The 19,427-nt window shown below is 65.2% G+C and carries 16 protein-coding genes; 9 read left to right on the forward strand and 7 right to left on the reverse strand.

The features are described from left to right. The first annotated feature begins 291 nt into the window (after nucleotides 1-291). The gene (locus GJV26_RS20335) at nucleotides 292-1,053 is read left to right on the forward strand and encodes an alpha/beta hydrolase family protein (protein ID WP_155710561.1); all 762 of its coding nucleotides are present in this window, start codon (nucleotides 292-294) and stop codon (nucleotides 1,051-1,053) included. A 55-nt stretch (nucleotides 1,054-1,108) separates the two neighbouring features. Here GJV26_RS20335 and GJV26_RS20340 read toward each other — a convergent pair whose 3' ends face one another. Both GJV26_RS20340 and GJV26_RS20345 read right to left on the reverse strand, forming a co-directional pair. Continuing rightward, nucleotides 1,109-1,738: a glutathione S-transferase family protein gene (locus GJV26_RS20340; RefSeq protein ID WP_155710562.1), complete on the reverse strand. Its 630-nt coding sequence runs from the start codon at nucleotides 1,736-1,738 to the stop codon at nucleotides 1,109-1,111. Between the two features lie 95 nt (nucleotides 1,739-1,833). Then, a complete protein-coding gene (locus tag GJV26_RS20345) occupies nucleotides 1,834-3,756 on the reverse strand; it encodes a M61 family metallopeptidase (RefSeq protein WP_155710563.1) in 1,923 nt (640 codons plus the stop codon). Between the two features lie 207 nt (nucleotides 3,757-3,963). On the opposite strand from GJV26_RS20345, the gene GJV26_RS20350 reads away from it, so the two are divergent. The 7 genes from GJV26_RS20350 to GJV26_RS20380 all read left to right on the forward strand — a co-directional run bounded on the left by GJV26_RS20350 (nucleotide 3,964) and on the right by GJV26_RS20380 (nucleotide 10,863). Continuing rightward, nucleotides 3,964-4,419, forward strand: a complete 456-nt coding sequence (locus GJV26_RS20350; protein ID WP_155710564.1) for an Hsp20 family protein — start codon at nucleotides 3,964-3,966, stop codon at nucleotides 4,417-4,419. Nucleotides 4,420-4,562: 143 nt separating this feature from the next. Then, nucleotides 4,563-5,015 carry an Hsp20 family protein gene (locus tag GJV26_RS20355; RefSeq protein WP_155710565.1) on the forward strand — a complete coding sequence of 151 codons (453 nt, stop codon included), beginning with the start codon at nucleotides 4,563-4,565 and terminating at the stop codon, nucleotides 5,013-5,015. 348 nt (nucleotides 5,016-5,363) lie between these two features. Next, nucleotides 5,364-6,884, forward strand: coding sequence for a Do family serine endopeptidase (locus GJV26_RS20360; RefSeq protein ID WP_155710566.1), 1,521 nt, complete (start codon nucleotides 5,364-5,366; stop codon nucleotides 6,882-6,884). Between the two features lie 121 nt (nucleotides 6,885-7,005). Then, nucleotides 7,006-7,665, forward strand: a complete 660-nt coding sequence (locus GJV26_RS20365) for a response regulator (protein ID WP_155710567.1) — start codon at nucleotides 7,006-7,008, stop codon at nucleotides 7,663-7,665. Next, nucleotides 7,662-9,041 carry an ATP-binding protein gene (locus GJV26_RS20370; RefSeq protein ID WP_371866511.1) on the forward strand — a complete coding sequence of 460 codons (1,380 nt, stop codon included), beginning with the start codon at nucleotides 7,662-7,664 and terminating at the stop codon, nucleotides 9,039-9,041. Before GJV26_RS20365 ends, GJV26_RS20370 begins: the two co-directional genes overlap by 4 nt. A gap of 64 nt (nucleotides 9,042-9,105) precedes the next feature. Next, nucleotides 9,106-10,233, forward strand: coding sequence for a pantetheine-phosphate adenylyltransferase (gene coaD, locus GJV26_RS20375; protein ID WP_155710568.1), 1,128 nt, complete (start codon nucleotides 9,106-9,108; stop codon nucleotides 10,231-10,233). Between the two features lie 93 nt (nucleotides 10,234-10,326). Next, the gene (locus tag GJV26_RS20380) at nucleotides 10,327-10,863 is read left to right on the forward strand and encodes a metal-dependent hydrolase (RefSeq protein WP_155710569.1); all 537 of its coding nucleotides are present in this window, start codon (nucleotides 10,327-10,329) and stop codon (nucleotides 10,861-10,863) included. Between the two features lie 78 nt (nucleotides 10,864-10,941). Here GJV26_RS20380 and GJV26_RS20385 read toward each other — a convergent pair whose 3' ends face one another. Further along, entirely contained in the window at nucleotides 10,942-11,709 is a 768-nt protein-coding gene (locus tag GJV26_RS20385; protein ID WP_229419369.1) for a helix-turn-helix transcriptional regulator, read from the reverse strand. A gap of 93 nt (nucleotides 11,710-11,802) precedes the next feature. On the opposite strand from GJV26_RS20385, the gene GJV26_RS20390 reads away from it, so the two are divergent. Next, entirely contained in the window at nucleotides 11,803-12,573 is a 771-nt protein-coding gene (locus GJV26_RS20390) for a class I SAM-dependent methyltransferase (RefSeq protein WP_308807636.1), read from the forward strand. A gap of 64 nt (nucleotides 12,574-12,637) precedes the next feature. Here GJV26_RS20390 and GJV26_RS20395 read toward each other — a convergent pair whose 3' ends face one another. From GJV26_RS20395 to GJV26_RS20410, 4 genes are all read right to left on the reverse strand, one after another. Beyond that, entirely contained in the window at nucleotides 12,638-13,366 is a 729-nt protein-coding gene (locus GJV26_RS20395; RefSeq protein WP_155710571.1) for a tetratricopeptide repeat protein, read from the reverse strand. Beyond that, complete coding sequence (locus GJV26_RS20400; RefSeq protein ID WP_155710572.1) at nucleotides 13,363-15,495, reverse strand: bifunctional 2',3'-cyclic-nucleotide 2'-phosphodiesterase/3'-nucleotidase; 2,133 nt, start codon at nucleotides 15,493-15,495, stop codon at nucleotides 13,363-13,365. Before GJV26_RS20400 ends, GJV26_RS20395 begins: the two co-directional genes overlap by 4 nt. Nucleotides 15,496-15,598: 103 nt before the next feature. Then, complete coding sequence (locus GJV26_RS20405; RefSeq protein ID WP_155709600.1) at nucleotides 15,599-16,795, reverse strand: IS4 family transposase; 1,197 nt, start codon at nucleotides 16,793-16,795, stop codon at nucleotides 15,599-15,601. 207 nt (nucleotides 16,796-17,002) lie between these two features. Next, nucleotides 17,003-19,408: a TonB-dependent receptor plug domain-containing protein gene (locus tag GJV26_RS20410; RefSeq protein ID WP_155710573.1), complete on the reverse strand. Its 2,406-nt coding sequence runs from the start codon at nucleotides 19,406-19,408 to the stop codon at nucleotides 17,003-17,005. Between the last annotated feature and the right edge of the window lie 19 nt (nucleotides 19,409-19,427).

The raw sequence follows: 19,427 nt of genomic DNA on the forward strand, positions 1-19,427 counted from the left end.
CCAATTCCTCGAAAAAGTCAATCGCGCATTTAGCTGGAGAGTCGCCGTTTTTAATGGAATTGACACTAGCTTTTCAATAGCAGCATCAATGTGGCATTCTCCCAGTATCACGGACACTTCTGTAACGCTTGGCAGCACATATACACAGAGCCGTGTCAGAACTGCATATGCTTGAACGAATTGTTAGGCGCCAGAGCGGCTCTGCCAAAAGAGGCAGCCGTCGCGCCTTGTCCCATCAATCCTTCCAGTGCACAGTAGAGGCCTCGCAACGACCGGATCCAGGAGCACCCCATGCGCGCACAACGACTCGACTTCATGGGCGCTTACGGCACCACCCTGGCCGCGCGCCTCGATGCGCCGGACGGCCCGGCCCGGGCCTACGCGCTGTTCGCCCACTGCTTTACATGCGGCAAGGATGTATTCGCGGCCAGCCGCATCGCCCAGGCGCTCACGGACCACGGCATCGCCGTGCTGCGCTTCGACTTCACGGGCCTGGGCGCCAGCGAAGGCGAGTTCGCCAACACCAATTTCTCGTCGAACGTGGCGGACCTGCTGGCTGCCGCCGATTACCTGCGCACGCACTTCGCGGCGCCGCGGCTGCTGATCGGACACAGCCTGGGCGGCGCGGCGACACTGGCGGTGGCGGGCAAGGTGCCGGAAGCGCGGGCGGTGGTGACGGTCGCCGCGCCGAGCGATCCGGCGCACGTCACGCACCTGTTCCGCGACCAGATCGATACCATCACGGCGCAAGGGGAGGCGCAAGTGCAGCTGGCGGGCCGGCCGTTCCGCATCCGCAAGCAGTTCCTCGACGACGTGGCCGAACAGAAGCTGAAGGAAAAGATCGGTGTGCTGCGCAAGGCCCTGCTGGTGATGCACGCGCCCGGCGACACCACGGTGGGCATCGAGAACGCGATGAACATCTTCGTCGCGGCAAAACACCCGAAGAGTTACGTGTCGCTCGACACGGCGGACCACCTGCTGACGAAACGCGACGATGCCGTGTACGTGGCGAACCTGATCGCCGCGTGGAGCGAACGTTATCTGCAGGATTAAAGCGGCGCGATGGACGCCCGCAAGGGCCGGCCGGCAGGCCAACGCTGCGCCGTGATCAGACGCCGCGCGGCTTCCACGCCATTCCCTTCCGCACGGCCGGCCGCGCACCCACGAGCGCCAGCCAGCGCTGCAGATCCGGCTTGTCCAGCCTGTCGCCCAGCGTGTCCTTCAGGCGCTCGCCGGCGGCGATGATCCACGTGTAGCACGCGATGTCGGCGATCGTGTAGTCGTCGCCGGCCACGTATTGCGCGCCGGCCAGCTGCGTGTCGAGCACCGTCAGCAGCCGGTCCGCTTCCTTGACGAAGCGCTCCAGCGCGAACGCGTCGTCCTGTTTCGCAAAAAAGCCCAGCTGGCCCAGCATGGGGCCGAGGCCGCCGATCTGCCAGTGCAGCCATTGCGTGGCCTGCCAGCGCGCCGCGCCGGACGGCGCCAGGAACCGGCCGTATTTGTCCGCCAGATAGGTCAGGATCGCGCCGCTCTCGAACAGGGACAGCGGGCCGCCTTCGGCTTCGTCATCCAGGATCGCGGGAATCTTGTTGTTCGGCGACAGCTTCAGGAACTCGGGCCGGAACTGCTCGTCCTTGCCGATGTTGACCGGCACGATGTCATACGGCACGGCCAGTTCTTCGAGCAGGATGAGGGGCTTGCGGCCGTTCGGGGTGGTCCAGGTATGCAGAGTGATCATGGTGGTCTCCAGTTGGGGAAACTGTAGCGTGGAGGATGAAAAACGGGCGCACGTCCCGCGAAGGAGGTGCGCCCGCTGTCATCCGGGAAATAAGGTTATTTCCGCGGCTGCAGGATCAGCTGCAGGCGGTCCGGCGTGCCGTCGATCCGCTCCAGGCGCGGGTACTTCAGGCCGCCATGGTAGTCGAGCGACACGGTGCGGTAGTCGTTGCCGCGCTTGACCAGCAGGTCGATCGGCTTGCTGTCCTTGACGGCTGCCGTGACGGCGGAGCGCAGCAGTTCCGGCTTGTACGCGCGGCCGTTGACGGCCAGCACCGTCGTGTTGCCGGCCAGGCCGGCCTTGAAGCCCGGGCCATCCCACACGATGGCGGCGATCTTGCCGTCGCTGCCCACCGAGAAGCCCAGCGAGTACTGGAAGTTCGCGGTCTTGCTCACGTCTTCCACGCCCTTCAGGAAGTCGGTCTGCTTGTCCGTGTAGACGAGCTTCCAGCCGGCGCGGGCCAGGCCGTCCAGCGGAGCCGGGCCGGTTTCCTCGACGCGCTGTTTCAGGAACGGCGCCCAGTCGAACGGCTGCAGCGTGTTGAGCGCTTTCACGACGTCGTCGAACGTGTAGTGCTTGGCCACGATGGTACCGTTGTCCACGCCGAAGAACACCCTGGCGAAGTCATCGAGCGAACGCTTCTCGCCGGACAGTTCGCGGATCTTCGTATCGACATCGAGCCAGATCAGCGCGCCTTCCGAGTAGTAATCCTCGCTGCGCTGCCAGTTCGGCCAGACCTGCGGGCGGCGCTGGGTGATGATCGGGTCGTTCGTGGTATCGATCACGGGGCGCCAGCTGCGGCCCTGCACGTTCGCATACGTGGCCGCCATGCTGGCGATCATGTCGCGCACGCTGGACTGCTGCACCAGGCCGGAACGGGAAGACAGCACCTGGCCCCAGTACTGCGTCTGGCCTTCGTAGACCCACAGCAGGTTGTTGTCCAGCGGCGTGTTGAAGTTCGGCACGTCCTGGCCTTTCGGGCGGCGGAACTTGCCGTTCCACGAGTGCGTGAATTCATGCGGCAGCAGGGTGCGCACCGCTTCGGTCTTGGTCCACTCGGTGAAGTAGTTGGCCTTGACGGCGTTCTCGCTGGACTGGTGGTGCTCGCGGCCCACGCCGCCGAATTCGTCCGACAGCGCGAACAGGAAATCATAGTGCGCGTAGTGCTGCGAATCGAACAGCTTGTAGGCCTGCCGGACCAGCTCGCGGTGCGGGGCGATCTGCTCGGGTTTCGCCTCCAGCGCCTCCGCCGTGTCGGCCACGATGTTCAGGCGCACCGGCAGCTTCGCACCCGGATCGAGGTCGATCTGCCTGAAATGGCGGCCGGCGAACAGCGGCGAATCGATGAATGTTTCCAGGTCCGTCGCCTTGAAGCGCACTTCGTCGCCCTGGCGCGAGGCGGTCTCCAGCGCGGTGCCGTACTGCCAGCCGGCGGGCAAGGTCAGCGTGGTCTGGATCGGAATCCGGCGCACGTGGTAGCCGGCCGGGTACATCGTCATCGATTGCCACTGGATGCCGAGGATGTCCGGCGTCATCGCGATGCGGCCCTGGCCGGCTTCGTTCGGCGACAGGTGCTGGTATTCGACCTCCAGCGTTTTCGCATCGCGCGGCACGTCGACCTGGAAGGCGAACACGTTCAACGGATCGCGCTTCCACGCCACCGGCTTGCCGTTCGCCGAAACCTTCAGGCCGGCGAGCTGGTGCAGCGCACCGGTGGGGCCGTGCTGCGCGGTGACCCATTGCGGATACAGCAGTGTCATCTTGCCGGGTCTGACCGGGATCGACTGCTGGATGCGGAAGATGTTGCGGGCGGTGTCCGAGGCGTCGATCTTCATCTGGATCGTGCCGGGGTAGGGCTGGTCCGCCGAAGGGGGCAGCGGATCGGCGCTTGCGGAGGAGGCGAATGATGCGGTGGCGAATACGGTGGCGGCTAGCAGCGCTGGCAGGATCGCTGCGCGCAGTGGCAGTGGCAAGGTCATCGGCAATATGGTCAGGGTTGGTCCAAGCGGGCGAGTGTAGCACGTGAGAAACACGAATTGTTTCAGAATGTAAAACCAAAAAATTCTCAAAAAGTGCCCCTTGAAACCTTTGTGGTTCGCCGTATATTGGATGCAGCGGTTGCCCACGAGGGGGCCGCAGGTGAGTTGAAAAACTCGATATCGCTTAACTTCGAAAGGATATCCATCATGCGTACTTTTGACATGACCCCGCTGTACCGTACCGCCATCGGCTTCGACCGCCTGGCACAGATGCTGAACAGCGCTGAATCGCAGCCCAGCTATCCGCCGTACAACATCGAACTCGTCTCCGAAGACGCGTATCGCATCGTGATGGCGCTGGCCGGCTTCGACCGTTCGGAAATCGACATCACCAGTGAGCGCGACACGCTGCACATCACTGGCCGCAAGCAGAAGGATGTGGCCGAACGTACGTACCTGCACCGCGGCATCGCGGCACGCGATTTCGAACAACGCTTCCAGCTGGCCAACCATGTGAAGGTCACCGGCGCGTCGTTCCAGAATGGCATGCTGACGATCGACCTGGTGCGTGAGGTGCCCGAGGCGCTCAAGGCCCGGAAGATCGAAATCGGCGGCAGTGCCGACAGCGCGCCCGCGATCGAACAGTCACGCGCGGCAGCGTAACGCCGTAGCGGCGTAACGGCTCGCCATGCGGCGAGCCCCGGCGGGCCATGCGGCCCGCCCAAACACCACATTGTTATTGACCTTGTACCCGCGGTCGCCCGCCTGGGGACCGCACCGACATCGCTTACTGAAAGGATTTCATCATGCGTACTTTTGACCTGACCCCCCTGTACCGTACCGCCATCGGCATCGACCGCCTGGCCAGCCAGCTGAACGCCGCTGAAGCGCCGACCTACCCGCCGTACAACGTGGAACTGGTCGCCGAAGACAAATACCGCATCGTGATGGCGCTGGCCGGTTTCGACCGCTCCGAGCTGGACATCAACACCGAGCGCGATTCGCTGGTGATCACCGGCCGCAAGCAGAAGGATGCGGTGGAACGCACCTACCTGCACCGCGGCATCGCGGCACGCGACTTCGAGCAGCGCTTCCAGCTGGCCGACTATGTGAAGGTCACCGGCGCCGGGTTCGACAACGGCATGCTGACGATCGACCTGGTGCGCGAAGTACCCGAAGCCTTCCGGCCGCGCAAGATCGCGATCGACGGCGTGACCGATAACGTCACCACGCTGGAATCGAAGCGCGAAGCCGCGTAAATTCCAGCGCGGGCCCCGGCCTCGCAGCAGTACCAGAAGTGCTTCGAAGGCCGGGGAAACCCGGCCTTTTGCGTTGGCATGGTACAAATCGCTTTCGCAGCCGCAGTCATCAAACGACCAGGAGCGATCAGGGCAAGACGCTGCAACGCCTCTGCCTTGCTGCTTCCGAAGCCGGTTACCTGGCCACCAGGAGCGGCCAGGGCAAGGCGCGGCGTCGCAGACAGTGCCGTTTGCACGGCAAGACGCCGCAACGCCGCCATGGCCGCCTCCTGGTGGTCAGGTTAAGGGCGGTATAAGGTGATGACCGCATATTGCTACCATCGAATATGATTCATGGGGAGTACAGAAATGAGCAAGGATAAAATTCTGAACATGAAGCGCCTGGTCGTGGCCTTGTGTGCGGTGGGTGTGCTGGGTGCGGGCGCGGCGATCGCAGTGCAGGGAGACCATGGGGCCCTGACCGCCGGCACGGCCGCCGCCACTCCCGTGCCGGCCGTGCCGGCCAATGCCGCCGCGGGCGCGCCGGCGCCGACACCGGCGCCGATGATCGCGCTGCCGGACTTTTCCGTGATCGCCTCGCGCAATGGCCCGGCCGTCGTGAACATCAGTACCACGGGCACCGTGAAGACCAGTTACGACAACCGCGGCGAGCCGTTCGCGGACGATCCGTTCTTCGAATTCTTCCGCCGCTTCCAGGGCCCGCAAGGCTCGCAAGGCCCGCAGCGCGGCGGCCGCGAGGCGCCGAGCCATGGCGTGGGTTCCGGCTTCATCGTCAGCGCCGATGGCCTGATCCTGACCAATGCGCACGTGGTGCGCGATGCCAGCGAAGTGACCGTCAAGCTGACGGACCGCCGCGAGTTTGTCGCCAAGGTGCTCGGTTCCGATCCGAAGACCGACGTGGCGGTGCTGAAGATCGACGCGAAGAACCTGCCGGTGGTGCCGCTGGGCCGCTCGATGGACGTAAAGGTGGGCGAGTGGGTGCTGGCGATCGGCTCGCCGTTCGGCCTGGAAAACACCGTGACGGCCGGCGTCGTCAGCGCCAAGGGCCGCGCGCTCGACGACGGCAGCGTGCCGTTCATCCAGACCGACGTGGCGGTCAATCCCGGCAACTCGGGCGGCCCGCTGTTCAACACGAAGGGCGAAGTGGTCGGCATCAATTCGCAGATCTACAGCCAGACCGGCGGCTACCAGGGCCTGTCGTTCGCGATCCCGATCGACGTGGCGCAGCGCATCCGCGACCAGATCGTGGCCACCGGCAAGGTGGTGCACGCGAAACTGGGCGTGGTGGTGCAGGAAGTGGGCCAGAGCTTTGCCGATTCGTTCGCGCTGCCATCGCCTGAAGGCGCGCTGATCGTCAACGTGGAGAAGGGCAGCGCCGCCGAACAGACCGGCCTGAAGCCGGGTGACGTGGTGCGCACCATCAACGGCCAGAAGATCGTGGCCTCGGGCGACCTGTCGTCCTATGTCGCGCTGGCCAGGCCGGGCGACAAGGTGACGATGGAAGTATGGCGCCAGGGTAAATCCGTGGCGCTGACCGGCAAGCTGGGCAATGCCAGCGAGCGTGCGCTGGCGAGTGCCGAAGAGGATGACGGCCCGGCCACGAAATCGCGCTTGGGCCTGGCCCTGCGCCCGCTCGACCCGATCGAGAAACAGGCGGTCGGGCTGGGTTCCGGCCTGGTCATCGAGCGGGCCGGCGGCGCGGCCGCCAGCGCCGGCCTGCAGCCGGGCGACGTGCTGCTGTCGGTGAACGGCCAGCCGGTGACATCGGTCGACCAGGTGCGCGACATGGTGTCGAAATCGTCGAAATCGGTGGCGCTGCTGATCCAGCGCGGCGAGGAGCGCATTTTCATTCCGGTGCGACTGGGTTGAGGATAGAGCCGGGGATTGGGATACACTGCGCCGCCTGGGCCGCTGAATGATCACCGAGGAATCACCGACGGATCACTGATGGGCCACCGCGGCGGCCCGCCGTAACGAACAAGGAAACAATATGCGCCTGCTGCTGGTGGAAGATGATGTGATGATCGGCGAAGTGGTACTCGACCTGCTGAGGGCCGAACACTATGCCGTGGACTGGGTGAAGGATGGCGCGATGGCCGACACCGCGCTGCAGACCCAGACCTACGACCTGGTGCTGCTGGACCTGGGCCTGCCCCGCAAGGATGGGCTCGAGGTGCTGCGCTCGATGCGCGCCCGCAAGGAACTGACGCCGGTGCTGGTGGCCACGGCGCGCGACGCCGTCGAGCAGCGCATCGCCGGCCTCGATGCCGGTGCCGACGATTACGTGCTCAAGCCCTACGACCTCGATGAAATGCTGGCGCGCATCCGCGCGTTGCTGCGCCGCTCGGCCGGCCGCGCCGAACCGGTGTTCGAGCACCTGGGCGTGTCGATCAATCCGCAAACGCGCGAGGTGATCGCCAACGGCGTGCAGGTCAACCTGTCCGCCCGCGAATGGGCCGTGCTGGAAGCGCTGATCGCGCGCCCCGGCATCGTGCTGTCGCGCGCCCAGCTCGAGGAAAAGCTGTACAGCTGGAAGGATGAAGTCAACAGCAATGCCGTCGAGGTGTACATCCACGGCCTGCGCAAGAAGCTGGGCGCGGAACTGATCCAGAACGTACGGGGCCTCGGCTACATGGTTCCGAAAGCATGAAGGTGCCGAGGGTCTACCGCATGAAGGTGAACACCCACTCGTTGCGCGGCCGCCTGCTGTGGTTCCTGCTGGCGGCGATCACGATGGCCGCGCTGGCGCAGGCGATGATCGCCTATCGCAGCGCGCTGCACGACGCGGACCAGATCTTCGACTACCACATGCAGCAGATGGCGCTGGCGCTGCGCTCCGGCGCGCCGCTGGCCAACACGCACAACAGCCCCAGCGCCGATCCCGGCAACGACGACATGGTGGTGCAGGTGTGGACGCCGGACGGCATCCAGGTGTTCCGCTCGATTTCCCGCGCCGAGCTGCCGCAGCGCGCGGTGCTCGGCTTTTCCAACGTGAAGGCCAAGGGCACCATCTACCGGGTGTTCTCGGTGCAGACCAGTAACCAGACCGTGCAGATCGCGCAGGACATGTCGGTGCGCAAGCGCATGGCCGGCGCGCTGGCGCTGCGCACCGTCGGGCCGATCGCGCTGATGGCGCCGATGCTGATGCTGGTGGTGTGGTGGGTCGTCAGCGGTTCGCTGGCGCCCGTGGCGCGCGTGCGCCGGCAAGTGGCGTCGCGCCAGGCGGACGACCTGTCGCCCGTCTCGGAAGCCGACCTGCCGGACGAAGTCAAGCCGCTGGTGCATGAACTGAACCTGCTGTTCGGGCGCGTGCGCACCGCGTTCGACGCCCAGCAGCACTTCGTGGCCGACGCCGCGCACGAGCTGCGCTCGCCGCTGGCGGCTCTGAAGCTGCAGGTGCTGAGCCTGGACCGCGCCGAGGATGCCGAGGCGCGCAAGGTGGCGATCGGGCGGCTCACGGCCGGCATCGAACGGGCCACCCGGCTGGTGGAGCAGTTGCTGGTGCTGGCGCGGCAGGAAGCGGCCGAGCCGAAGCTCGAACCGGTCGACCTGGCCGAACTGACCCGGCGCACGCTGGGCGACATGGTGAACGCCGCGCAAACGCGCCAGATCGATTTGGGCATGCATGAAGTGACGGGCGAAACCATCCAGGGCCAGGCCGATGCCTTGCGCGTGCTGCTGCGCAACCTGGTCGACAACGCGATCAAGTACACGCCCCCCGGCGGCACCGTCGACGTCTCCGTGCGGCACACCGACAAGGGCGCCGAGCTGGTGGTAGAAGACAGCGGGCCCGGCATCTCGCCGGAAGAGCGCGAGCGCGTCTTCAGCCGTTTTTATCGCGTACCCGGCAGCACCGCCACCGGCAGCGGCCTGGGCCTCGCCATCATCAAGGCGATCGCCGAGCGGCATGGCGCCACGCTGGCGCTGGACGCTTCCGAACGGCTGGGCGGCCTGCTGGTGCGGGTGACGTTCCCTGGCGCGAAGACGGTCCTGGCGAAGGCGCCGCCGGCAAAGAATGCCGCATGACTTAGGAAAGAAGCAACCGCCGCGATAGAATGGCCGTCATGACAGACAGCCAACAGGGCGGCGCATGAAAAGAATCGGTTTCTCGGGCACGCTGGACCCGATCACCAACGGCCACATGTGGGTGATCGGCGAAGCCCGCTCGATCGCGGACGAAGTGATCGTCTTCCTGTCGCAGAACTCCACCAAGCAGCCCCGTTTCTCTGCCGAGGAGCGGCGCGCGATCGTGCTGGAGAGCTGCGCCGAACGGCAGTGGAACAATGTGCAGGTGCTGATCGTGAAGAGCGATTACACGGCGCGCGTGGCGCGCAAGCACGGCGTGGATTACCTGATCCGCGGCATCCGCACCACCGCCGATTTCGATTACGAAAACCTGATCCAGCAGACCAACGTGGAAGTGATCGGCGGCGCCAAGACGCTGTTCGTGATGCCGCCGCGCGACCTGGGGTCGGTCAGTTCCAGCTTCGTCAAGGCGCTGGAAGGCCCGGTGGGCTGGAACTGGACGACCCGCAAATTCGTGCCGGCGCCGGCCTACCGCGCATGGATACTCAGCTGGCTCCACAAGGAATGGCAGGCGCTGTTCCCGGGCGAGGCGGCGGGGCAATGGTTCGCGAAGCTGACCGGCGCCGATGCCTACGGCGGCGCCACGCGCCACTACCACAACCTCGATCACCTGGTGCACGGCCTGGCCGAGATCCGCGCATGGGCCGCCAACACGGGGGCCGCCGAACGCGACGCGGACCTGATGCGCGCCGCCTTCTGGTTCCACGACGCGCACTACGGCCACGAGCCGGCCGCCGTGTCGAACGAGGAAGCCAGCGCGCAGCTGTGGCTCGGCAGCGGCCTGGAAGCCGATGCCGGCCGCGCGGAGGAGGTGGCCACGCTGATCCGCGCCACCGATCACCTGCAGGCCGGCCCCATTGCACACCCGCTCAAGGATGCGCTGCTGGGCGTGGACCTGGCGATCCTGGGGCAGGACGAGGAAGTGTACGGCCACTACGCACGCGGCATCCGCGCCGAATACGGCCACGTGGCGGACGAACGCTACAGCGAGCAGCGCAACCGCGTGCTCGAACACCTGCGCGGCAAGGCCAGTGCCGGCACGCTGTACGCCGACCCGTGGTTCGCCGAGCAGTACAACGAGCCGGCCATCGCCAACATGACATGGGAGCTGGGGGGCAACGCCGGTGCATGACACCGCCACGATAATGCCGCTCGCCAATGGATTTGGATTTGCTGCCGCCAGACTGTATATTGGCGATCCCGCAATTGCAGCAGATTCAGGATCATGGCTTCCAGCAATGCGCATCATTCGACTGGTTTCGCTGCTGGATTGATTGCTGCTGTTCTCGTATTTCACGCAGGGGCCAGTGGCCCCTGGCACGCATGGAGCATCCTTGCGCTCGTCTCGGGCGCGGCTGGCGGGACGGCGCCCGACTGGCTCGAGGTGGCCTGGTGGTCCCGGAAGCGAAAATTGTGGATCACCCATCGAACATGGACGCATTGGGGAATCGCGTGGGGTGCGTTACTGGTCTATTCGTATCTCTCCCTGAATAAAATGGCGTGGGCGCCAGCGGCGTTCGGATTTGCTGCCGGCGGCATGATGCATTTGCTTGCAGACTGGCCAAATCCGCTGGGAATCCCATGGATACTGGGTCGCCATTCGCTTAATCTATGGAAAAGCGGCAAATGCGACATGGTGATTGTCGTTTCGGCGTGGCTCGCGGCGTTCGTCGTTGCCGATCGATTCTGTTTTCAGAGCCGATACACCCATGAATTCATCGTCCTGGCAAGGAAGGCCTGTCTGACCTTGCTGCGCGCCTAGACACAACACGATGCCCTGTTGAAGCAGCCTCGCTGGAGGCAGCGCCACGTTGAACATTGCCGCCTTTTCCGCCAGTGCTCATGCCGGCGCCAGGCAGACCAGCTTGCATTCCTGCTGCGAGGCGACCAGCAGCGTCGTCTGCAGGAAGCGCAGCACGCCGCTTGCCGCGTGATTGAACGTGCGTTCGCCCCCTTCGCGATGCAGGACAGCCTGCTCCTGCCAGCAGCGCGCGAACAGCGGGCTTTTCACCGACAGCTCTTCGATCAGTGCCAGCATGGCCGCATCGTGCGGGAAACGGCTGAAATCGGCACGGAACTCGGCGGCGAGGCGCCGGCACCGTTCCGGCCAGTCGGCGATCACAACCTGCGCAAGCGGCGAGAGGAAGACGAAGCGCATCAGGTTGCGGTCCGCCGTGTCGTCATCCAGCCAGCCGCTGAACAGGTGCGCCGCGGGAGGGTTCCAGGCCCTGACGGTCCAGGTGCGGTCGAGCAGGTAGGCCGGGGCCGTGAACAGCGACGGCAGGGTGAGAAGGTCGCCGGGCAGGTCGGCCTGGGACCTGGCAGGCACCGGGTCGCGCTTCTGCGCCAGGTCGAACATCGAGGCGCGTTCGGCCGAAGTGAGCTGCAACGCATCGGCAAGACGGGCCAGCGCCGCGGCGGACGCCGCGACGTCGCGCCCCTGTTCCAGCCACGTGATCCAGGTAACGCTGACGCAGGAGGCGTCGGCCAGTTCTTCGCGCCGCAGGCCGGGCGTGCGCCGCCTGCCTGCCTTGGCCGTCGGTGGCAGGCGCTCACGGTGGGCACGGATGAAGGCGCCGAGGAGGCGGCGATGATCGGGCTGGTTCATGGCGACTTTTATACCAGGATAAATTGCCATCTTGTACCAGTTAATAGACGTGCACACAATGGGCTTCCATCCATTCACCCAGGAGTCCCAGCCATGAACATGAGCATGAGCAGCCACAACGATATCGTGAACAGCCAGTTCGGCCCGCAAGCGCACGCCTATCTCGCCAGCGCGGTCCACGCCAGCGGCGAAGACCTGGACCGGATGGCCAGCCTGGCGGGACGGTGGCCGGACGCCGTTGCGCTGGACATGGGCTGCGGCGGCGGGCATGCCACCTTCCGGCTGGCGCCGCTGGTGGGCAAGGTGGTCGCCTGCGATCTCTCCGAACCCATGCTTCGCGTGGTGGCCGAGGAAGCAGGCCGCCGCGGGTTCGGCAATGTGGTGACCAGGTGCAGCGCCGTGGAGTCGCTGCCTTGTCCCTCCGGTTCCTTCGACGTGGCCGTGACCCGGTACAGCGCCCACCACTGGCGCGACGTTCCCGCCGGCCTGGCACAGATGCACCGCGTACTGAAGCCGGGCGGGATGGCCATCTTCATGGATGTCGTCGCGCCCGGCGTGCCGCTGCTCGATACGTGGCTGCAAAGCCTGGAATTGCTGCGCGACCCTTCGCATGTCCGCAATGCGTCGCCGGACGAATGGCGCGCCGCGCTGTCCACGGCGGGGTTCGCCGTCGGCGAAGCGACGACATACCGCCTGCGCCTGGACTTCGCCTCGTGGGTCGAACGGATGCAGACGCCGGCATCGCATATCGCGGCCATCCGCTCGCTGCAGCGGCGTGCCGGGTCGGAAGTGACCGACTACTTCGCCATCGAGGAGGATGGCAGTTTTACGGTGGACACGATCCTGATCACCGGCAAGGCCTGAAACCGCACAGGCTGAAGACCGGGACAGACCCTGTAGCGCCGGCATTCTCCGCGACAGCGGCCACTCAAAACCGGTTCCAGTTGTTGCGCCGGTGTTCGGTGGCCTCTTTCATCAAATGGCTGGCGCGCTGCGGGTCTTCCACCGTCAGCGCCAGTTCCTGCAGCGCCGGCGGATATTCGCGCTCGGCCGATTCTTCCAGCAGCTCGCGGGCCCGTTGCGGATCGGGCGCCACGCCATCGCCGTCGCGGTAGGCGTACGACAGCAGGAACATCGCATGCGCGTTGCCCAATTCGCTGGCCACTTGCAGCCAGCGCGCCGCGGTGGCGGCGTCGCGCGGCACGCCGTCGCCGTTCTTCGCCATCATCCCCAGCATCAGCGCGGCCTTCGCCTGGCCGCCTTCGGCCGCGCGCTGGTACCACTGCCACGCGGCGGAGGGGCCGGCGGCATTGCCGGGCGAGGTGCGGTATGCCTCGCCGAGGTGGAACGCGGCCTGCGCATCGTTCGCCGTGGCGGCGCGCCGCAGTAGCGACATCGCTTCGGCCCGGCGGTCGGGCCGCGCGCGGTACAGGATGCCCAGTTCCCGCTCGGCGACCGCGTTGCCGCCGCCGGCCAGGCGGCGCAGCTCGCTCTCGGCCGCCATGTCGCCACGCTGCGCCGCCGCCATGGCCAGCGCTTCGATCCGGGCCGTGTCGGGCGGCAGGTCGCGGGCGCAACCCGCCAGCGCGGCGGCGAACAGGGCCGCCAGCACGGTATTGCGTGCCGCCTGCGCCGTCAACCGGAGCACGCGCGTCATTTCGACAGGTCGATCGTGTACTTCATGAAGCCGCTGGCATCGAGGCCCGCTTCGCCGCTGACGACGTCGATGCCGTTGGCCCGGGCGACGCCCAGGTGGCCCGGCGCGGAACGCAGGATCACCGGACCGGCCGTCTTCACCTTCGCGAACGACCAGCTGCGCGCGCTGCCGTTCGAGGCCAGGGTCACCTTGCCGCCGCCGCTCTTGCCGATGGCCTGCAGGTAGTTCGATACCACGGTCTGGTTCGCATCCGGCGACTTGATGATCGTCTTGCTGCCGTCGATGCCCGGCACGCCGCCGCCGCCGCCGGCGCGGTAGTCGTTGGTGGCGACGATGAAGTCGTCCGCATCCGCCACCGGCTTGCCCTGGTAGGTCAGGTTGACGATGCGGCTGCCTGCCGGCTTCGTCACGTCGATCTGGTAGATGAGCGCGTTGTTCTCGGCATAGAACACGTCGTAGTTGTAGATCGTGCCGTAGCTCGGTACCAGGTCCTGCTCGGCGGTGCTGGCCGGGTCGATGCGGCCGAACTGCTTCGCCGATGCTTCCAGCCATGCCTTCAGGTCCGAACCCTTGATCTTCACGGCCTGCAGGTTGTTGTTGCCGTAAAGGTAAAGGTCGCCCGGGTTGCGGATCTGCAGGCCGACCGGCACGGCGGCGGTGGCGCCCGGCGCCACGTCGGTGAAGTCCGAAGGGCCGTTGCGCCCGGCCTTGAACGGCGCGCTGCACGAGATCACCGGAATGCTTTTGTAGCTCGCCAGCGTGGCGTCGGTGCTGGTGGCGATGAAGTTCTTCACGTAGTCGATCTGCGCCTGGTTCACCAGCTGGATCGCGGTCACGTCGCCCGCCAGCGAGAAATACGACGACATCTCGAAGTCCGTCGTCACGCCCAGCGGTTCCTTGGCGTAGGCGATCGTGGCGGCATGCTCGCCGGCGATCAGCGCGGCGATGGCCGGATCGGCCTTCACGTTCGTCACGCCGTCGGTGTACTTGAAGCCGCGCGATTCCACGGTGGTCTTCGCCGGCTGCGTGACCCATTTGCCGCCCTGGTACACCATCGTCATCCTGATGATGCCGAGGCGGCGGCCCCAGCTCTGCGCCATCACGGCCGGCACGCCGTTCACGAAACCGTTGATCGCATCGACATTGGCGCTGGCGGGCAGCGCGGCCAGCGAAGGATCGAGCGCGGCGGCGCCGGTTTCCTTCCCCTTCGGGAAGATCAGGTGCGAGTGGCCGATCATCAGCGCATCGATGCCGGTGCCGGCCAGGTGGTAGCTCTGGTTTTCCATCTTCGGGCTGTAGGCGCCCACATCGAGGCCGCCGTGCGACAGCGCCACGATCACGTTCGCGCCCTTGCCGCGCAGCTCGGGGATATACTGCGCCGCCGCTTCCTTCGAACCGGAGACGGCCACCTTGCCGGCCAGGTGCCGCTGGTCCCATTCCAGGATCTGCGGCGGCACGAAGCTCATGATGCCGATGTTGACGACGACGTTGACGTTGCTGCCGTCCGGCGCCTTCGCAACAAAAGCGCGCGGCAGCACGGCATACGGCTGGAACAGCGGCTTGCCGCTGGCCACGCCGGTCACGTTCGTCAGCACCAGCGGGAACGTGGGGGCGCCGCAGGTGCCAGCGGGCTTCGTCACGCCGGGAATGTTCAGGTCCGTGTTTGTCACTTGCGACAGGAAGGGCAGGCCGTAGTTGAATTCGTGGTTGCCGAAGCCGCCGCCGTCGTAGTTGAGCGCGTTCATCGCCTTGTGCACGGCCAGCGTGGCGGTGCAGGGGATCAGCTTCGTGATCGCCTGCAGGTCGGACAGCAGCGTGCCCTGGATCACGTCGCCATCGTCGAGCAGCACATTGTTCGGGTTTTCCGCGCGCGCGGCGGCGATCAGCGTGGCGGTGCGGTCCATGCCCAGGCTCGTGTCCTCGGCCAGCGCGTAGTAGTTATAGCCGAGCACGTTCGAGTGCAGGTCGGTCGTCTCCATCAGGGCGAACGTAACGGTGGTGCCTTCCGGGATGCCGCTCGGGGCCGGCGTCTGCGGCGCCGTCGCATTGCCCCTGTCGTGGCCGCTGCCACCGCAACCCGCCAGCCCGGCCGCCACCAGCGCCGCCAGCATCGTGATGTTTGTTTTCATGTTCTCTCCCCCAGGCAAAAAATCAAAGAAGCGACTGTAGCGGCACGATGTGACGCCGGGATGACAAAAAGTAAAGCAAAAAAAATAGGGACGGACCCTGAGCCTACCCCTCGAATTCCCAAGTGCGGACCATCGAAACGAGTTCGATAAATGCATATTTGATGGCCGATGGGGAGAGCCTGGGTCGACGATAGTCGTCGACCCAGTGCATTGCCAACGAGAAGATTGAAAGGCAGCTGCCTGCCTTGGGATGGCTGCCGTAGTGGACTTCATAGCCAGCCGCTCGTGCCGCTAAGCCGATCAGCCATAAGGCATAAGTGAGCAATGCACCGATTAGTAAAAGTGCCGCCAGACGAAGCAGGCTTGTAGTCTGGCTATGTCGCAGTGCCATTCCCCATTTGGCATTCTTCAGGTCGCGGAAAGTCTGCTCGATTTGCATGCGCCCAGAGTAAATTTTGATGATGTCGTCTGCACGAAGCTGTGCCAGTGCTGGCGAAACGGCGAGTAGCCAAGGCTCACATTGGGCAGCGCTGTTTTTCTTGCTGTGGTGCGCGCGCGCAGGTTGACCGGATTTCGTCAAGCAATGCCGTCCTTTCGATTTGGACTTGTACAGCACTAATCGGCAGTCGACAGGGTTGGAGCGGACATGAAAAAAATAGCCCAAATCGCGCGCTTTTGCGGTAGCTCTTGAGTACAAGCTTTTGCAGCCGAACCAGTCGTTGCCGTTCTGTTGGCACACCAAATCACGGTTGCGTATCCGTCCGACCCAGCCAAAGCCGAGCTGATTGAGCGTTTTAAACCACGTAGCACGAAATCCTGCATCGGTGATGATGATGGCGCGACAGTGCGCTGGCAGGATGGTTTTCAGGGTCTTCATGAAGCACTTATGGACCAAAGATGCCGCGAGCCTCTCCTGAGGGTGGACCTCCTCGTAGAGCGTAAAGGCGCGTCCTTCGATGATGGCTGCTGCACGCAGCAATTGAGCACTGCCATCTGCGCGAATTTCTGACCAATCTACTGCTACCTGCACGTATTGCCTGGATTGAAGAAGGCGTTGGCTCATTGCTCGGTATATCTGCACCCGCTCTTTGGCCAGATGGGGATTGCTCAGCAAACGGTCACAGCACTTGATGCGATGCCGAAGACTTGTTTGTGACCTGAGCTGCTTACCGATGCGTACAACGCCCAGCCCGGCACGAGCTGCAGCTTGCACAATTTGAGCTAGGCAAGCTCGGCGTTTAGCGTGAATTGATGGGCACTCCTGCCCCAACAATCGTTGTATGATTTGGCGTGCATGCATGGTCCGTGCCTTTCATTTGCAGTTTGGTCGCTACGAATGAAAGGGCTAACACGGCCATGCATGTGCCGTTTTTGGGATTGAAGTTAACAGCTTCCCATATGGTTTACAACAAAAATTTGAGGGGTAGGCTCAGGGACGGACCCTGTTTTTCAGGAAATTTCCTGGAAAACAGGGGCCGTCCCCAATTCCGTTTGCAAGGTTTTTAGGTCAGAACTTCACATGCAGCCGCGCCACGTACGACGTGCCGTTCAGGCCGAACTGCACGCTGTCGTACTTGAAGCCGTTGTCGGTTTCGTCGGCGTTCTGCGCGGTCGGCTTGGCGCCGAAGATGTTGTTGGCGCCGGCGGTGAACTTGATGTTCTTGTTCACGCTGTAGGTGAACGCCAGGTCGGCGGACGTCTTCGCTTCGTAGTGCAGGTTCGGTACGCCGGCGGCGGTGCCGCTGAACGTGCCGAGCGTTTGCGGGCCGAAGTGGATGATCTTGAAGTTCGTTTCCAGCGGGCCGGTCGCGTAGTCGAAGCCCAGCGTGGCCTTGCGGCGCGGGCCGCCCTGTTCGATGAACAGGCGCTCGCGCTCGGACAGCAGCACATCCTCGTACCCGGCGAGCGATGCCGGCGCGTGGATGTCCTCGACCGTCGTCTTGGAGAAATTCGCGGCCAGGAACGTGGTCAGCCGGTTGCCCAGCAGCGTGCCGCGGTGCGATGCGGTCAGGTCCAGGCCCTGTGTTTTCGTGTCCACCGAGTTGACGAAGAACTGCGCCTGGCCCACGCCCAGCGTGGAGAGGCGCGCGGCCAGTTCCGGGTAGTTGTCGGCATCGAAGCGGCCGGACAGCACGATGCGATCGCGGATCTTGATGTGGTACAGGTCGGCCGTCACGGAGATCGATTCGGTCGGCGTCCACGTGGTGCCCAGCGTGAAGCTGGTCGACTTTTCTTCCTTCAGTTTCGGGATGCCGGCCAGCGTGGCGACGGCGCCGCCGTTCGGCGCCAGCACCACGTCCGTCGGCACGCCGCCGATGAAGTCGGTGAAGGTCGACGAGAAGTAGGCCTGCTGCAGCGACGGCGCGCGGAAGCCCGTGCTGGCCGAGGCGCGCAGCAGCGCCGTGGGCGCCACGCGGTAGCTGCCGGCCAGCTTGCCGGTCACGGTGGAGCCGAAGTCGCTGTATTTTTCCCAGCGCACGGCGCCCTGCACCTTGGCCGCGTCGGTCAGGTCGGCTTCCAGGTCGAGGTACAGCGCGGTGCTGTGGCGGCGCGCGTTCGTCACGTCGCCGGGCTGGAAGCCGGGGAAACCCTGGCTGCCGGCATTGCCGCCGGTACCCACGCCGTCGGCATCCACGTACGAACCCGGCTCGCCGGCGAAGATCTTGTACTTCTCGACGCGGTATTCGCCGCCGAACGCCACGTTCAGGCCCTTGCCCAGCACGCCGTCGAAGTAGCGCGCGAAGTCGGCGTTGGTGGTCCACTGCTCGAACGAGAAGCCGCCGGCGTCGAAGTGGTCGGGGCTCACGCCCCGGCCGCCGCCCAGCAGGTCGGCATTGGCGAGCGACGCGTTCAGCGTGTCGCTGATGTCGTACATCAGGCGGCTGTAGCCGTAGGTCTGCGAAAGATCCGCGTTCCATTCGCCCAGGCGGGCGCGGTGGCCCACGATCGCGTAGCGGTCGTCCATGTCGCCGTTGATGAAGGGCACGAAGCCGTCCGGGTACATCGCCGCCGAGTTCCGGCTCGGGATGTCGTCGGAACCGACGCCGCCGCGGCCGAAGGCGGCCGACGACGCGTCGCGCTTCTGCACGCCGCCGGTGAAGTAGAACCGGCCGGAGTTGTTGGCCACGCCGGTGGGGATCTCGCCGTTCACGTACAGCGTCTGGTTCTCGGTTTTCGAGTCGCCGATGATGCGCGGATTGTCCGGCTCGGAACGGTCGGAACGCCCGCGGTTCAGGTATTCGCCGGTGATGCCGACCACGCCGCCGCCCAGCGCGATGCCGCAGTAGGCCGAAGCGAGCCAGTTCTCGCCGTCGCCGGCCGAGTACTGGCCGTAGCCGGCGACCGCTTCGCAGCCGAGCGTTTTCTTCAGGCCGATGTCCATCACGCCGGCGATCGCGTCGGAGCCGTACTGGGCGGCTGCGCCGTCGCGCAGCACCTGCACGTCGCGGATCGCCAGCATCGGGATCGCGTTCAGGTCGGTGCCCGTGTTGCCGCGGTTGCGCGCGCCGAACAGGTTGACCAGCGACGACGAGTGGCGGCGCTTGCCGTTCACCAGCACCAGCGTCTGGTCCGAACCCAGGCCGCGCAGCGCGGCGGAATCGACCAGGTCGGCGCCGTCGGCACCCGACTGGCGGGTGGAATTGAACGACGGCGAGATGTTGGTCAGCGTCTGCGACAGGTCGAACTGGCCGCCTTTCTCGGCGGCGGCGGTCATCGGGATCACGTCGATCGGCACCACGGTATCGGTGGCGGAGCTGGTGGCGCGGCGCGAACCGACCACGCTCACGGTCTGCATCGGCTGCGATGCTGCCGCCGGCTGCCCTTGGGTGTCCTGCGCCAGCGCGGTATGGGAAAAGACAAGGGCGGAAGATCCGTACAGGGCGGACAGGACGGCAAGGCGTAGCGTGGACAAGGGCTTCTCCGGAACAGGT

Source organism: Pseudoduganella dura (assembly GCF_009727155.1).
Lineage (GTDB): Bacteria > Pseudomonadota > Gammaproteobacteria > Burkholderiales > Burkholderiaceae_D > Rugamonas > Rugamonas dura.

What these genes read in the sequence shown, in the direction of transcription:
- GJV26_RS20355 (WP_155710565.1), top strand. Translation starts at nt 4,563, where the DNA reads ATGCGTACTTTTGACCTGACCCCCCTGTACCGTACCGCCATCGGCATC.
- GJV26_RS20360 (WP_155710566.1), top strand. Translation starts at nt 5,364, where the DNA reads ATGAGCAAGGATAAAATTCTGAACATGAAGCGCCTGGTCGTGGCCTTG.
- GJV26_RS20380 (WP_155710569.1), top strand. Translation starts at nt 10,327, where the DNA reads ATGGCTTCCAGCAATGCGCATCATTCGACTGGTTTCGCTGCTGGATTG.
- GJV26_RS20345 (WP_155710563.1), bottom strand. Translation starts at nt 3,756, where the DNA reads ATGACCTTGCCACTGCCACTGCGCGCAGCGATCCTGCCAGCGCTGCTA.
- GJV26_RS20335 (WP_155710561.1), top strand. Translation starts at nt 292, where the DNA reads ATGCGCGCACAACGACTCGACTTCATGGGCGCTTACGGCACCACCCTG.
- GJV26_RS20340 (WP_155710562.1), bottom strand. Translation starts at nt 1,738, where the DNA reads ATGATCACTCTGCATACCTGGACCACCCCGAACGGCCGCAAGCCCCTC.
- GJV26_RS20390 (WP_308807636.1), top strand. Translation starts at nt 11,803, where the DNA reads ATGAACATGAGCATGAGCAGCCACAACGATATCGTGAACAGCCAGTTC.
- coaD (WP_155710568.1), top strand. Translation starts at nt 9,106, where the DNA reads ATGAAAAGAATCGGTTTCTCGGGCACGCTGGACCCGATCACCAACGGC.
- GJV26_RS20405 (WP_155709600.1), bottom strand. Translation starts at nt 16,795, where the DNA reads ATGCATGCACGCCAAATCATACAACGATTGTTGGGGCAGGAGTGCCCA.
- GJV26_RS20370 (WP_371866511.1), top strand. Translation starts at nt 7,662, where the DNA reads ATGAAGGTGCCGAGGGTCTACCGCATGAAGGTGAACACCCACTCGTTG.
- GJV26_RS20365 (WP_155710567.1), top strand. Translation starts at nt 7,006, where the DNA reads ATGCGCCTGCTGCTGGTGGAAGATGATGTGATGATCGGCGAAGTGGTA.
- GJV26_RS20350 (WP_155710564.1), top strand. Translation starts at nt 3,964, where the DNA reads ATGCGTACTTTTGACATGACCCCGCTGTACCGTACCGCCATCGGCTTC.
- GJV26_RS20395 (WP_155710571.1), bottom strand. Translation starts at nt 13,366, where the DNA reads ATGACGCGCGTGCTCCGGTTGACGGCGCAGGCGGCACGCAATACCGTG.
- GJV26_RS20400 (WP_155710572.1), bottom strand. Translation starts at nt 15,495, where the DNA reads ATGAAAACAAACATCACGATGCTGGCGGCGCTGGTGGCGGCCGGGCTG.
- GJV26_RS20385 (WP_229419369.1), bottom strand. Translation starts at nt 11,709, where the DNA reads ATGAACCAGCCCGATCATCGCCGCCTCCTCGGCGCCTTCATCCGTGCC.